The 14,891-nt window shown below is 59.9% G+C and carries 13 protein-coding genes; 5 read left to right on the top strand and 8 right to left on the bottom strand.

From position 1 onward, the window contains the following. Positions 1–3: 3 nt before the first annotated feature. Genes LJE98_RS01555 through LJE98_RS01545 form a run of 3 tightly spaced genes read left to right on the top strand, consistent with a single transcriptional unit; the run spans position 4 to position 4,839 of the window. Positions 4–2,283: a glycosyltransferase family 4 protein gene (locus LJE98_RS01555; RefSeq protein WP_229572968.1), complete on the top strand. Its 2,280-nt coding sequence runs from the start codon at positions 4–6 to the stop codon at positions 2,281–2,283. Between the two features lie 38 nt (positions 2,284–2,321). Next, the gene (locus tag LJE98_RS01550) at positions 2,322–3,635 is read left to right on the top strand and encodes a glycoside hydrolase family 130 protein (protein ID WP_229572967.1); all 1,314 of its coding nucleotides are present in this window, start codon (positions 2,322–2,324) and stop codon (positions 3,633–3,635) included. Positions 3,636–3,675: 40 nt separating this feature from the next. Continuing rightward, positions 3,676–4,839, top strand: a complete 1,164-nt coding sequence (locus LJE98_RS01545; protein WP_229572966.1) for an AGE family epimerase/isomerase — start codon at positions 3,676–3,678, stop codon at positions 4,837–4,839. A gap of 52 nt (positions 4,840–4,891) precedes the next feature. Here LJE98_RS01545 and LJE98_RS01540 read toward each other — a convergent pair whose 3' ends face one another. Both LJE98_RS01540 and LJE98_RS01535 read right to left on the bottom strand, forming a co-directional pair. Then, complete coding sequence (locus LJE98_RS01540) at positions 4,892–6,241, bottom strand: sensor histidine kinase (protein WP_229572965.1); 1,350 nt, start codon at positions 6,239–6,241, stop codon at positions 4,892–4,894. Further along, positions 6,231–6,899 (bottom strand): response regulator transcription factor, encoded by a 669-nt coding sequence (locus LJE98_RS01535; RefSeq protein ID WP_229572964.1) that lies wholly within the window; start codon positions 6,897–6,899, stop codon positions 6,231–6,233. Before LJE98_RS01535 ends, LJE98_RS01540 begins: the two co-directional genes overlap by 11 nt. Positions 6,900–7,055: 156 nt before the next feature. Here LJE98_RS01535 and LJE98_RS01530 point away from each other — a divergent pair, with 156 nt between their 5' ends. Further along, entirely contained in the window at positions 7,056–7,322 is a 267-nt protein-coding gene (locus LJE98_RS01530; protein WP_229572963.1) for a PepSY domain-containing protein, read from the top strand. 3 nt (positions 7,323–7,325) lie between these two features. Next, a complete protein-coding gene (locus tag LJE98_RS01525) occupies positions 7,326–7,865 on the top strand; it encodes a cytochrome b/b6 domain-containing protein (RefSeq protein WP_229572962.1) in 540 nt (179 codons plus the stop codon). A gap of 111 nt (positions 7,866–7,976) precedes the next feature. Here LJE98_RS01525 and LJE98_RS01520 read toward each other — a convergent pair whose 3' ends face one another. The 6 genes from LJE98_RS01520 to ugpB form a co-directional block, all read right to left on the bottom strand. After that, on the bottom strand, positions 7,977–8,366 hold the full coding sequence (locus tag LJE98_RS01520) for a diacylglycerol kinase (protein WP_229572961.1): 390 nt from the start codon (positions 8,364–8,366) through the stop codon (positions 7,977–7,979). Further along, positions 8,363–10,000 carry a phosphoethanolamine transferase gene (locus LJE98_RS01515; RefSeq protein WP_229572960.1) on the bottom strand — a complete coding sequence of 546 codons (1,638 nt, stop codon included), beginning with the start codon at positions 9,998–10,000 and terminating at the stop codon, positions 8,363–8,365. The genes LJE98_RS01520 and LJE98_RS01515 overlap by 4 nt, the downstream gene beginning before the upstream one ends. A gap of 230 nt (positions 10,001–10,230) precedes the next feature. After that, entirely contained in the window at positions 10,231–11,280 is a 1,050-nt protein-coding gene (locus LJE98_RS01510; RefSeq protein ID WP_229572959.1) for a sn-glycerol-3-phosphate import ATP-binding protein UgpC, read from the bottom strand. Beyond that, positions 11,280–12,128, bottom strand: a complete 849-nt coding sequence (gene ugpE, locus LJE98_RS01505) for a sn-glycerol-3-phosphate ABC transporter permease UgpE (protein WP_229572958.1) — start codon at positions 12,126–12,128, stop codon at positions 11,280–11,282. The genes LJE98_RS01510 and ugpE overlap by 1 nt, the downstream gene beginning before the upstream one ends. Before the next feature lie 9 nt (positions 12,129–12,137). Beyond that, positions 12,138–13,019 (bottom strand): sn-glycerol-3-phosphate ABC transporter permease UgpA, encoded by an 882-nt coding sequence (gene ugpA, locus LJE98_RS01500; protein ID WP_229572957.1) that lies wholly within the window; start codon positions 13,017–13,019, stop codon positions 12,138–12,140. Between the two features lie 77 nt (positions 13,020–13,096). Then, entirely contained in the window at positions 13,097–14,404 is a 1,308-nt protein-coding gene (gene ugpB, locus LJE98_RS01495; RefSeq protein WP_229572956.1) for a sn-glycerol-3-phosphate ABC transporter substrate-binding protein UgpB, read from the bottom strand. Positions 14,405–14,891: the final 487 nt, after the last annotated feature.

Genomic DNA, 14,891 nt, shown 5'->3' with positions numbered 1-14,891 from the left:
CATATGAACAGACCGACCCGTATCGCCTTCATCGGCAATTCTCTTCCCCGGCAATGCGGCATCGCCACCTTTACGGGTGATCTCGCCCAGGCGCTCCTCGACGCCGCCGAGCCCGTGCAGACGAGCATCGTCGCAGTAACGGATGCCAATCAGCATTACACCTACCCTCGGGATGTGATCTTCGAGATCCGTGAGGATGAAGTCGAAGACTACATGACGGCCGCGCGGGTCCTGAACGAAGGTCGGTTCGATGTGGTTTCGCTGCAGCACGAATTCGGCATTTTCGGCGGTGACGCTGGCGAGCACATCCTCGTACTTCTGGAAAACCTGAGAATTCCGCTGGTTACGACCTGCCACACGATCCTCGCCGAACCGACGCCGTCTCAGCATCGCGTTCTGCAAAAGGTTGCGGCCCATTCCAGCCGCGTCGTTGTCATGGCCGAAAAGGGGCGCACCCTGCTGACGGAAGTCTATGGCGTGGCCCCCCAGAAGATCGATGTCATTGCCCATGGCATACCCGATAGACCCTTTCACGATCCGGACCTGGCCAAGATCGGACGGGGTTACGATGGACGGCCGGTCATATTGACCTTTGGCCTTCTCTCTCCCAACAAGGGCATCGAGGTGGTGATCGACGCCATGCCGTCGATCCTGAAGCAGACCCCCGAGGCCCTGTACATCGTTCTCGGCGCAACGCATCCGACGCTTCTGCGCCAGCAGGGTGAGGCCTACCGCGACAGTTTGCGCCAGCGCACCGAGCGGCTGGGCGTCGATCATGCGGTGCAGTTTCTCAATCGTTTCGTCGATCTGCCAACGCTTCTCGACTTCATCGCCATGTGCGACGTCTATGTGACGCCCTATCTCGATGAGGCGCAGATGACATCGGGAACGCTCTCCTACAGTTTTGGTATGGGAAGTGCCGTGGTTTCGACGCCCTATTGGCACGCCTGCGATCTCTTGGGCAACGGCCGCGGCGTTCTGGTTCCTTTTGGCGATGCGCCGGCGACGGCGAAGGCAATCGCTACCTTGCTCGGCGATGACGAGGCCCGGATGGCGATGCGCAAGGGGGCCTATGAGGCTGGTCGCGCGATGATCTGGTCGCACGTCGCCACCCTTTATCTCGACTGCATGGCAAAGGCGCGAACCGCCTATCGGCCCAAACTCGTCAGCGACCTGATATCGTTAAGGATCAAGCGCCCGCCGCAGCAGGCGGCCCTGAAGCTCGGCCACTTGCACACAATGTGCGATGACACGGGCATCATCCAGCATGCGGTCTTCTCCGTGCCGGACAGGTCGCATGGCTACTGCGTCGATGACAATGCGCGCGCCCTGCTTCTGTCCTCACTCCTCTCGGCCGCCGGTGAAACGGGCATAGCGGATCGCATGACGGCCTCCTTTGCAGCCTTTGTCGAACACGCCTGGAACCCGGACACAGACCGGTTCCGAAACTTCATGAGCTACGACCGCCGATGGCTCGAAGACGAGGGCTCGGAAGATAGTCACGGGCGAACGCTTTGGGCGCTTGGCGCCTGCGCCCTGTCCGATACCGATGCGCCCCGCCGTCGATGGGCGAGTGCCCTTTTCGCCCGCGCCATGTCGGCCACGCTCAACTTCCGTTCACCGCGGGCCTGGGCCTTCACACTTCTCGGCCTCAACGATTACTGTGCGGCCAATCCGCAAGATTCCCGTGCACGGATGCTGCGCATCCGGCTCGCTGAGAATCTGATGGATCTGGAGCAAGGTGTGTCGAGAGGCGGGCGTCGCTGGTTCGAGGCGGGCCTGTCCTATGAAAATGCCCGCCTGAGCCAGGCTTTGATCATAACGGGCCTATCGACCAAGGTGGCGGCTTTCGTTGAGACAGGCGTTGCCACGCTTGAATGGCTGATGACCCAACAGACGGGAGATAAAGGCCATTTTCGTCCCGTCGGCACCGATGGCTTCTTCGAGGTCGGACAGTCACCCAAGCCCTTCGACCAACAGCCGGTTGAGGCAACGGCAACCGTGGCCGCCTGTCTTGCTGCTCACGAAGCGACTTTAGACAAGCGCTGGATCGAGGCCGCGCACATGGCCTTCGACTGGTTCACGGGCAGCAATGATCACGGCGTTTCCCTTGTAGACACGGAAACGGGCAGTTGCCGCGACGGCCTGCATGCGGATCGCCCCAATGAAAACCGGGGTGCCGAATCCGTGCTCTGCTACTTGATCTCCTGCGTGGAGCTCGGTCGCGTCAACCAGATGCTGCGGCCCGTCATGCCAAGGGTCGGCGCTCGGCAAGTGTCATGAGCCGCGCCGGTCACATCGAACATACCGAAAGATCGAATTTGCCCCAGTCCAGCCTCTTCAATCGGCAGGCCCTCTATCTGAAGCCGGATCCGACACGCGTCATCGTGCGCCCGTTCAAGCCATCGACCGAACCTCGGCATCTCAATCCGCGCGACAAGACCCGGGCGAATGAAATCGTCGATCGCGTTCTCTCTCTGGACCCGACTTCGACCGCCAATCAGTTGCGCGACATTCTTGCCAATTTCGACGGCCGGCATCGCAATCTGCTGCGACAGTTCGAGTTGCGGGCGGACGCGATGGAGGATGCCTTTATCCACCATCAACAGTTCAGCCAGCAGCAGAGGCAGTTGGTCGGGGCCTATTTCATGAACGAATATTCGTTCGAGTCCGCCGCCCTGTTCAATCCGAGCATCGTGCCCCATCCCGACCAGTCCGGCATTGGCGAGGGCAGCCGCCGGGTGATCCTCAGTCTGAGGGCTGTGGGCGAGGGGCACATCTCCTCGCTCACCTTCCGCTGCGGCGTAATCGACGCCGAAGGGGCCGTCACCATCGATGCGCCGACACAAATGGCGATGTTACCGGACATCCATGCCAGCGACGGACTGGCACCTGCCGGCTGCATCGGGCTCAGTTTCAAAAGCGAAAGCGATCTCAGCGAGCGGGTCATCTTTCCGGTGACCGAGGCGCAATCGAACGGCATCGAGGATGCGCGTTTCGTCGCTTTCGAGGACGAAGGCAAGACGATCTACTTTGCCACCTATACTGCCTATAGCGGTTCCTCGATCCGCTCGGAGCTCCTGGAAACGGAAGATTTCCTCAACTTCACCCTTACGCCGCTGCGAGGACCCGCCGCCCGCAACAAGGGCATGGCACTCTTTCCCCGCCGCATCGACGGCCGCTATGCGATGATCGCCCGGCAGGACAGTGAAAATCTCTTCCTGCTCTATTCCGACGATCTGCTTCATTGGGATGAAGGGCAACTCCTGCAGAAGCCGGAATTCGCCTGGCAGTTCGTCCAGATAGGGAATTGTGGCTCCCCTGTTGAAATCGACGAGGGATGGCTGCTGTTCACGCATGGCGTGGGCCCCATGCGGCGCTATGCAATCGGGGTGACGCTGCTCGACAAGCATGACCCGAGCATCATCCTGTCGCGGACGGTCGAGCCGCTGCTGCAGCCCGAATCGACAGAGCGCGAGGGCTATGTGCCAAACGTCGTCTATTCCTGCGGTGCAATGCGGCACGGCGATCTGATCGCGCTGCCATATGCCGTCTCGGATACCTATTCCAACTTCACCACGATCAAGATCAGCAGGCTTCTGGAGACGATGCATCCCATCGGGGAAGCCTTGTGAATGCTACGAGCAGGAAGGCGGCCTCACCCGGCGGTCGGTCATGAGCGTCCAGCAACTGAAACGCGTCTTCATCGAGGAAATCCTGCCGACGTGGAGCAAATCCGGCTTTGATGAGACTTGCGGGCAATTTGTCGAATATCTGGAGCTGGATGGTTCGCCCCAGAAGGCAGGTGAGGTCCGGACCCGAACGGTGGCCCGTCAGATCTATGTTCACGCCCATGCCGCCCATCTCCGAGTTGCCCCGTCAACCTCGCTCGCCATGGCAGAGCATGCCTTTGAAAACCTGCACCGCGTCGCCTGGGTCAGCGGGAAGCGCGGCGGCTATGCGAGAAGCTTCAACCGCCATACCGAGCTCATCACCGATCCGGTTCGCGATCTCTACGACAATGCCTGCGTGCTGCTCGCGCTCTCCTGGTTGCTGACGGCCACCGGGAAGGAGATCTACAGACACCAGATCGACCAGACGATCCTCGCGGTCGACCGCACCCTGATCGATCCTTTCGGTGGCTGGACCGAAGACAGTAATGGCACGCTTCCACGCCGCCAGAACCCGCATATGCACTACCTCGAAGCCACGCTGGCCTTATGCGAAAACAACCGGACCTCGGGGCATATGAGGTCCGAAGGCAGGGCTTTCGCTCTCCTGCGCTCGCATTTTCTCGTCGGACCGAATGGGCCACTGCATGAATTCTTCGGTCCTCAATGGGAGCTTGCCGACCGATACGGATCCGATCGGCTCGAGCCAGGCCATATGTGCGAGTGGGTCTGGCTGACAAGCCGTCACGATATCCTCGCCCACAGCGACAATACGAAGATATGCCGGGACCTGTTGTCGACCGCGCTGGCGGTCGGGCGCATGGACGGATCGCCCTTTCTGGTGGATGCCGTTTCGGCAAGCAAGGCGATCAGCCCGTCACGGCGGCTATGGCCGCAGGTGGAGATGCTCAAGGCTTTCATGGCACTGCATGAGCGACTTGGCCTGCCGGGATATTGCACAGAGGCAGACGACGTGGCCTCTGCCATTCTCGCAGCCTATATGGGGGGTGCACCGTATGGCTGCTGGCATGACTGTCTGGACCTTGACGAAATGCCGATCGCCCGCACGATCCCGGCCAGCTCGCTGTATCACCTCTGGACGGCCGTCGGAGATCAGGTCGAGGATCTCAGACCAATCAGCTCCGTACTGGAAACCGAAAGCCGTTGAGCATTCCGCGCGGGGTCATGGCGCAAACGATCGCTGTCGAGCAGCTTCAGCATCATCCCGTACCGGGAAATGAGAGCTCGCATTCGAAGCCGGTGTGCCCGGTCTGCAATGCCGCGCTCCGCAAGGTCATCGTGCCGTTCATCTGCGCCATGAGTTTGTCTACGATTGCAAGGCCAAGACCCGATCCCGGTTTGCTGGTCTGGCCGCGTTTGAAACGCGTCCGGTAGACATTCAGGTCGGGAGCGAGGGGGGCGGGAACGGCATTGGTCACGGTGATGCGCCCATCCCTCGTCACGGCGACCGTGATCGGCTGACCGTCAGTCCCGTAGTGGGCGGCGTTTTCCAGAAGGTTGTTGAAGGCGATCGCGAAGGCATCAGGGTCGACCGCTCGCATGAGCTCCGATAGGCCGGGTGATGGCTCCATGATGATTGTCACCGCCGGGCGAGAGCGCTGAAAGCTCTCGACAAGCAATTTGACGAGGGCGACCAGGTCGACCGGTGTACTGGCAAATCCTATGCCGGCTTCCGCGCGCGAGAGCTGCAACAGCTTCTCGAGCATCGCGGATAAACGACGCAGCGCTTCGAGCACCCGCTCAGATCGAGCCCTGTCCTGTGGCTCGGTTACCTGTTGGGAGAGCAACTCCATCTGGGCGAGCGCCCCGGCAAGTGGCGTGCGCAGTTCATGGGCGCTGTTGGCAGCAAGGTCTCGTTCGGCCTGTATTGCGTGTTTCAGGCGGGCGAGCAAAGTGTTCACCGAACCGGGAATCGTTGCGATCTCTGTCGGCAGACCGTTGAGATCGATCGGTTCGAGATTGTTGCCGTCTCGTGCGCTGATGGCGTCGCGCAATGCGTTGACAGGAGACGTGGCACGCACCACGATCCAGCGGGTCGCGAACATGCCGAGCGGCAAAAGCAGCAGGATCGGCAAGAGAAGCGTCAAGGCGCTTTCGAGTGTGGCCTCGCGGCGATGCGCGAGCGAATCCGCCACCTGTATGAACAGCGTGTCGCTGATGGTCGCGATGGTGAAGATCCGCCTGTCATCACCGCTCCAGAAGCCAGGAGTGAGCGGCGCGGGATACGGCTCCTTCCCGACATTGTGCGAATGCATGAGCACGCGCCCTGCGGCATCACGCACCTGATAGGTCAGGTATTCGTCGGTTGTGCCCGGAGTGAGCGCGCCGACCCGGTTTGGCATGGAGCCGGCATCCCGACGGAAATAGTCGTCGACCACCAGTGGCGCGAGGCGTTCAGTGGTTTCCTGCAGCGCGCTGTCGAAGACCTCGTCGAATTCCGCGCGCATCACATGGATGGACAGCCCGACTGCGATCATCCAGAAGACGGCAAGCAGGATCGACAGGGACCAGACGAGGCGTCCGGCAAGGCTTCGGGTCTCAAATCGCATCGGCAGAAATCCTGTAGCCGACACCGCGCACGGTCTCGATGGCTTGCCTGCCCAGCTTTCGGCGCAGGCGGCTGACATAGACCTCGACGGTGTTGCTCTCAACCTCCGCCCCGAAGGCATAAAGCGCTTCTTCGATCTGTGCCTTGGAAACGATGGCGCGCTTGCGCGCAATCAACCGGTCGAGCACGGCCCATTCGCGTGAGGAAAGCAGGATCTCCTCGCCGTCTTCTGCGGTAAGCCGTCGTTCGGAAGGATAGATCGCGATGCCGCCGATGGTGAGATCAGGCAGCTTATGTGTCCCGTAGCGCCGCGACACGGCGTGTATTCGCGCCTGCAATTCGCCGAGATCGACAGGTTTTACAAGGTAATCGTCTGCACCGGCATTCAATCCGGCGATCCGGTCAGACACCTGGTCGTGTGCCGTCATGATGATGACGGGCATCTCGTTGCGACGGGCGCGGAGAGCCTTGAGGATATCGAGCCCGCTCCCATCCGGCAGCCGCAAATCAAGAAGCATGAGATCATAGGTGGCGACCTCGAGGCTCGCCTCGGCCTCGTTGCACGAATGCGCCCAGTCCACGGCATGGCCCTGACGGTCCACATGCGTCTTTACAGCATCGCCCAGCATCTCATCGTCTTCCACCAGGAGTACGCGCATCTCATGACCTCTATCCAAGCGACTGTGATCCCTTGTGTCTCACGAAACTGACAGGCTGCTGAACCTGCCGCAAGATTGGATGAACCTATTCAGGTGGCTGTCAGCGTGGGCATCGATCTTCCTTCCCGTGTCCAACACAGGAAAGGAACACATCACATGCGAAAGATCATCATCGCCCTCAGCCTTGCAGCAGCATTCGGCGGCACCGCTCTTGCCTCGGAAAAATGCAACGTCGCCATGGCGGACTGGAAGCCGCGCGAGGTCCTGCAGGCCAGGCTCGAAGGCGAAGGTTGGAAGGTCCGCTCGATCAAGACCGAAGATGGTTGCTACGAAGCCTATGCCATCAACGCCAAGGGAGAGAAGGTCGAAGCCTATTTCAACCCGCAGACGCTCGAGTCCGTCGACATGAAGGTCGAGGACTGATCGATGACGTCGACTGTCAAGGTCTGGGATCGCCCGGTCAGGCTCTTTCACTGGAGCCTTGCGGGCAGTGTCGCCTTGTGCTGGTTGACGGCGGACGAGTTGCAGAGCCTGCACGAAGTGGCAGGCTATGCAGCCGCGGGCCTGATTGGCCTGCGGCTCGTCCTCGGCTTGGCCGGCACGCGTTACGCCCGCTTCACTCAGTTCATCCGCTCGCCAAAGAGCACGCTCACTTATGCCCGTGAGATGCTGCGCCACAAAGAGCAGCGTTACCTGGGCCACAATCCGCTCGGGGCGGCCATGGTCGTAGCGCTGATCATGATGGTCGGTGGCATTGCGCTGACCGGCTGGATGCAGACCACCGATGCCTATTGGGGCATAGAGTGGGTGGCGGAAACGCATGAGACGCTGGCAGAACTGCTCCTGGTGGCGATCGCCTTGCATGTTGCAGGCGTCATCCATGCCAGCCTCCGGCACCACGAGAACCTGGTGCTGGCCATGATCACCGGCCGCAAGCGCGCGCCTGCCAGCGGCGATATCGCCTGATTTCTGATATCAGCTAATAACAAACAAGGACGCCGCTGCCCGCGGCGTCCTTGTTCTATCTTGGGCTCGCTTCAGCGGATGTCCGACACTGCGAGGCCGGCAACGGCAGCGTCACATCGAGAAGTGAATCGAGAGCGCGTACAGGAGCAGCAGGGAATTGGCCAGGATCAGGCAGAAGACGGCGAGAGAGCCGAGATCCTTGGCATGCTTGCCGGTATCGGACACTTCGGGCGAGATACGGTCGATGATCTCCTCGATTGCCGTGTTGACCGCCTCCATGGCCATTAGAAGGAGAAACAGCACAGCCGCAGACAGCCTAATCGCGGCCGTCACATCCATGATGGCGTAGGCGGCCAATAACCCTGCGCCAGCCACAACCTCGTGGCGGAAGGCTGCTTCTTTCGCCAGCCGTGTCAGACCGCCTGCCGAATAGCCGGCAGCGGAGAACAGATGTGCAAGACCTGCCTGCTTCAGCGGCGCCTGTTCAGTCTGATGGGTCATGAGGAAGCTCCCGTGCGGCAGGCGGCGAAGATATCCAGCGCGGGATCACGAACCTGCGTGTCCACCTGCATCAGACCGAGAACGCTGTGAAAGAGGTTGTCATGCGAATGGGCTGCCTCTGCATTGGCCGCGAGGCAGGAGGTGTCGATCCCTGACGATTTCCGCAGGCCCGGCGATACCCAGAGGACGAAGGGCACATGGGTCTGCTCGGTCGGTGCGAACATGTAGGGCGCCCCGTGAAGGTAAAGACCGTTTTCACCCAGCGATTCCCCATGGTCCGACATGTAGATCATCGCCGTGTCCAGCCGGTCGCCATGGGCGCCGAGCGCGTCGATCACTTCTGACAGAATATGGTCGGTATAGAGCAGAGCATTGTCGTAGGCGTTGGTGATGGTCTCCGGCGTGCAGGTATCGAAGTCGACGGAGCGGCAGTCGGGGGTGAATTTCGCGAAGTCTTGCGGATAACGGAGATAGTAGGCGGGGCCGTGATTGCCGAGCTGGTGCAGCACCAGCACCGCGTCGCCGTCGACCTTCTCGAGCCATGCGTCGAGACCGTCGACCAGGATTTGATCGAGGCACTCGCCTCCATCGCAGAAGCGCGGATCGTTCGACTTGAAGAACTCCGTCTTCTTGATCCGGTCGGCGACATGTTTGTCGCCGGTATTGTTGTCCCACCATTCCGTCTTGATCCCGGCATGGGTGAGAACATCCATCAGATCTTCGGTGGCCAGCCCCTTCGCGTGCGAATAGTCCTTGCGGCCGTAGACCGAGAACATGCAGGGCACGGAAACGGCTGTCGCAGTTCCGCAACTGGAAGTGTTGTCGAAATAGACGATGTCGCGCTTCGAAAGTTCGGGATTGGTTTCTCGGGCATAGCCGCCGAGTTGGAAATTCTGTGCGCGGGCTGTCTCCCCGACCACGACGATGGTCACCCGCGGCTTACGCAGTCCGGACGTCGGAGCATCCACGACCTTCGCATCGGTGCCGAGGGGCTGAACGACGATGTTCTGCTCCTTGCTTTCCCCGATCAGGAAACCGGCAGCGCTCGCCATGGGGAAGACCGGGTTCAACGTGCGGAACCAGTCCCGATGCTCGCGAATGTTGAAGATGAAGCTGCCGCTGTTCGAGAGCCCCGCCAGACCAAAGACAACAAGGCAAGACAGGATGATCATCAGATTGACGGCGACCTTCTTCAGGATCGGCCGATGCACAATGTCCACCAGGACGATGAACAGCGCCGGGAGAAGGCCAAACAGGACCATGTGAAGGATGAAGGCGGAGGTGATGAGGTGACCGGCTTCCGCCTGATTGGTCTCCATGGCGTTGCGGATCATCTCGCCATCGATGATGACACCGAACCGGTCCATGAACCAGGCTCCCCCGACGCTTGCCAGGATGACCACGATCAGCACTGGCTTGATCACGTACTTGGCCGAAAAGGTGACGGTGAGCGCAATGAATCCCGCGAGCAGTCCAGTGCCAAGCGCGAAGAGTGCCAGCGCATCGCCCTTCAGGAAGACTGAGGACTTGTCCCAGAACGTCCCGTTCATGAAGATGAGAAGATAGACTGCGGTGAGGATGCACAGCCACTCGCTGCGCATCCTCGGCCGGACCTTCAAAAGCGTCTTGAACAAGCCCGCTTCCTTTCGTGCATGGATAAGAGATCCGATGCACTGGAGCGGAAAGCTGACAGGAACCTGAACGCAACTCGGCTCAGTTGCGACGCGAGGCTAAATGCAAAGACGGGTGCGCCGGGCAATCATCGAAACGCACCGCACGATGAGGTTCGCGCAGCGTTACGCAATTCAGATTCACACAAACCCGAATTGGCAATATTGCCCCATGACACCGTCCGCCTGGTGGTTCAGTCGAGACGGACGCCGTCTTTGCCGAAGAAGTGCAAATCGGATGCTTTCGCGCCGATCTGGACCATGTCGTCCATCTCGATCCGCGAGCGACCGGCGACGCGGAAAACGATGTCGCTGCGATCGGCCAGCGTTCCATGGACATAGCTTTCGGCCCCGACCAGCTCGACTGCAGCAACCTTGACGCTGGCAGTGAAGATCTCGTCGCCCGGCGCATCCGTGATCATGTGCAGGTCTTCCGGCCGGATGCCGAGGGTGGCGGTGCCTGGTGGAACCGACGCGCCTGATTTCATCGACCAGCTCTCCGTCGCCTTGCCCATGTGCAGCAGGTTCATCGAGGGTGACCCGATAAAGGTTGCGACAAAGGTCGTGGCAGGACGTTCATAGAGTTCGATCGGCGTGCCGACCTGTTCAATGCGCCCGGCATTGAGGACGACCAGTCGGTCGGCAAGCGTCATCGCTTCCATCTGGTCATGCGTGACATAGACGCTGGTCGTGGCCAGCGAGCGTTGCAGCCGCTTGATCTCGACGCGCATCTGCACGCGGAGCTTGGCATCGAGGTTCGACAAGGGTTCGTCGAAGAGATAGGCGGCAGGCTCGCGCACGATCGCGCGGCCCATAGCCACACGCTGGCGCTGGCCGCCCGACAATTGCCGCGGCTTGCGCTCGAGGAACGGCTCGATCTCCAGCGCCTTGGCGGCCTGCTCGATCCGCCGGTCGATCTCGTCTTTCGGCGTGTTGCGGTTTTTCAGGCCGTAGGCCAGATTCTGGCGCACCGTCATGTGGGGGTAGAGCGCGTAGTTCTGGAACACCATGGCGATGTCGCGTTCGGAAGGTTCCAGCTCGTTCACGACCCGGTCGCCGATCGAAATTTCACCGCCTGAAATTCCCTCAAGGCCTGCAATCATGCGCAAAAGCGTGGACTTGCCGCAGCCTGAAGGCCCGACGAGAACAACCAGTTCTCCATCGGCAATTTCCAGCGACACGCCTTTGATGGCTTCGACATTGCCATACATCTTGCGGACATCGTTCAAAACAATCTGAGCCATTACTTTTCTGTCTCCACAAGACCTTTGACGAACCATCGCTGCATCAGGACGACGACGAGGATGGGAGGGATGATGGCGAGGATCGCAGTCACCATGACGTAGTTCCAGGGCGTGGAGGCGTCGGTGAAATCGACCATGCGGCGCAGGCCGATGATGATCGTGTTCATCTTGGCATCATTGGTGACCAGAAGCGGCCAGAGATACTGGGTCCAGCCATAGATGAACAAGATCACGAAGAGCGCTGCGATGTTGGTAGTCGAAAGCGGAAGCAGGATATCCTTCATGAACCGGAAGGGACCGGCATTGTCGATCCGCGCCGCCTCGACCAGTTCGCCCGGTATCGTCAGGAAGAACTGCCTGAACAGGAAGGTTGCGGTTGCCGATGCCATCAGCGGCAAGGTGAGACCCGCATAGGTGTCAATCAGACCGAGGTCCACGATCACCTTGTAGGTCGGCAGAATGCGCACCTCGACCGGCAGCATCAGGGTGATGAAGATCATCCAGAAGAAGAACATTCGGAATCGGAAGCGGAAGAAGACGATGGCAAAGGCCGACAGGAACGAGATGAGGATCTTCCCGACGGCAATTGCGATCGCGACCACGAACGAGTTGAACAGCAGGCGTTCCAGGCTGACCCCGACGACGCGCTCGACGCCGCCGGACATGGCTTCGGTGTAGTTTTCGGTCAGGTGGCCGCCCGGCAACAGTGACATCGGCGGACGGATGATATCTTGCGAACTCATCGATGAGGCGATGAACGTGTAGTAGATCGGAAAGGCGACGATGACGATTCCGATCACGAGGATCAGGTGGCCAATCAGATTGGCGATGGGGCGATTTTCAATCATGTCCGGTCCTCAGCCGTAATGGACCCGCTTCTCAACGAAGCGGAACTGGAAGGCGGTCAGGCCAATCACGATGATCATCAGGATGACGGACTGCGCGGCAGACGAGCCGAGGTTCAGGTTGACGAAGCCGTCGTTGTAAACCTTGTACACCAGCGTTTCGGTTGCTTTTGCCGGGCCACCACCGGTGACGGCGTGGATGATGCCGAACGTATCGAAGAAGGCGTAGACCGTATTGACCACCAGCAGGAAGAAGGTGGTCGGCGCCAGAAGCGGGAAGATGATCGTCCAGAAGCGTCGGCTGCCACGGGCACCATCGATCGCGGCCGCCTCGATGAGAGACTTCGGGATTGCCTGGAGGCCGGCGACGAAAAACAGGAAATTATAGCTGATCTGCTTCCATGCGGCGGCAAAGACGATGAGGGTCATCGCCTGGTCGCCTTTCAGAAGGGGGTCCCAGTTGAAGCCGGTGGAGCGCAGCAGATAGGCAAGCGTTCCCATGGCCGGGTTGAACATGAAGAGCCAAAGCATGCCGGCAACGGCTGGAGCCACTGCGTAGGGCCAGATCAAAAGCGTGCGGTAAAACGTCTGGCCGCGAACGACCTTGTCGGCAGCCGTCGCGAGAAGCAGCGCCGCCGCCATCGACACCAGAGCCGTCAGCGCGCTGAACACGATCGTGACCTGGAGCGAATGGAGATAGTTCGGATCCGAGAGAATATCGGAAAAATTAGCAAAACCCACGAAGGTGCTTTTCAGCCCGAACGGATCTTCCCGGAGCATGGACTGGTAGATCGCCTGGCTTGCCGGCCAGAAAAAGAAGACCAGCGTCAGGATGATCTGGGGCGCCAACAGCAGGTAGGGCAGGATTTTGTTCGGGAAGTGAACCGTGTGCAAGGCGATGCTCCTCAGCCGGCCAAGGGAAAAGCACTGCCCGCACGTTGCGATGCGGGCAGTGTCGTCATTCGGTCAGATCAGTTGCTGGAAACGGCTGCGATGGCTGCATTGCCACGATCGACGATGCGGTCGAGCGTCGTCTTGGCGTCCTGCGAGCCGGCGAGCATTGCTTCGAACTCTTCGTTCATGATGTCGCGAACCTGCGGCAGGTTCGGCAGACGCACGCCCTTGGAGTTTTCGGTCGGAGCCTTGCCGGTCATCTGCAGGATGGGCGTTTCACGCGCCGGGTTCTTCTCGTAGAAGCCCGACGACTTCGTCGCCTCATAAGCCGCATTGGTCACCGGAAGATAGCCGGAAACCTGGTGCAGGCGTGCCTGGATTTCCGTCTGCGACAGGAAGTTGAAGAACTGGGCAATGCCCTTGTATTCTTCATCGCTCTTGCCACCGAAGACCCAGAGGCTGGCGCCGCCCGGAATGGTGTTCTGCGGACCATTGCCTTCGTAGTAGGGAAGCTGGCCGATGCCATAGTTCATGCCAGACTTGACGATGTCACCGAGGCCGCCCGAGGACTCGGTCATGATGGCGCATTCGCCCGACAGGAAGAGCTGCTTCGCTTCAGACGTGCGACCGCCGTAGCGGAACACTTCGTCCTTGGCCAAGTCGGCAATGGACTGGAAATGCTCGACAAAGACCGGCGAATTGACCTGCAGTTCGACGGTGCCTTCCGCAAGGCCGTTTTCATTGGTGCCATAGGAAAGATTGTTCCAGGCGGCGAAGTTCTCGGTCTGGATCCAGGTCAGCCAGGTCGATGTCATGCCGCAGGGTGCAGCGCCGCTCTCCTTGATCTTCCGAGCTGCCTCGAACACTTCGGGCCAGGTCTTCGGCGGGTTTTCCGCGTCGAGGCCCGCCTTGGTGAAGGCGTCCTTGTTGTAATAGAGGATCGGCGACGATGAATTATACGGGAAGGACAGCATGGTGCCATCCGGCTTGGAATAATAGGCAACGATGCCAGCCAGATAGTCCGACTTGTTGAATTCGAAACCGCCCTTCTGGAGGACTTCGGCGACCGGAACGATGGCGCCTTCAGCGCCCATCATCACGCCGGAGCCTGCATCGAAGACCTGGATGATGGCTGGCGGCTGCTTTGAACGGAATGCAGCGATGCCGGCATTCAGGGTTTCCGGATAGGTACCCTTGAAGACTGGCGTGATTGTGTAGTCGCTCTGGCTTTCATTGAACTCCTTGGCGAGCTGGTCGACCACCTCGTTGTTGGCGCCGGTCATTGCGTGCCACCACTGCAGTTCCGTGGCAGCAAAAGCCGAGAAGCCGAAAGAAAGCGAAAGTGCGAGGGTCGCTGCGGATGCAGCTAAACGTTTGGTGAACATGGTGCCTCCCTGATGTTCCACTTGGTCCAGCTAACGCTGGCAAGCATGGCCCCACGACAGATCCTCCCGATCCGGCGTGAGCTCGCTTCGTTTGAAGCAGCTCACATAGGAAACGAAAATATGTGAACCCGCAACGAAATTGTGACAGTCGGTTGTCTCTAGGTGTGTACAATCAAGGGGCGTACTGGATCAGCGTGCGAGAACATGGGCATTTTTGACGAGGGCTATGCCTCGCTGCCTTCATGTCGGGCTGCCGGAAGACACTTGTCCTGTCGGAATGTTACATCTTCTACCACGCGCAGGGATCCCCAGCCAAACCTGTCGAAGTCGGACGTCCGCCCCTCGGCGGCCGGCTCTCTACCTGGTTCTGGGTCGCGATCTTGTCGGCAATTTCAAGCTCATCGATCTCAATCAGCCGGGTGGCGACAATTGTCTTGAGGTCGGGCAGGCGGAGATGCTCTGCGAGTTTACACCTTGCATATCGAGC

The sequence above is a fragment of the Rhizobium sp. 'Codium 1' genome (genome assembly GCF_020889605.1).
Lineage (GTDB): Bacteria > Pseudomonadota > Alphaproteobacteria > Rhizobiales > Rhizobiaceae > Allorhizobium > Allorhizobium algae.
Note: the sequence above shows the minus strand (reverse complement) of the source record. Positions and strands in the feature narration are given on the sequence as shown.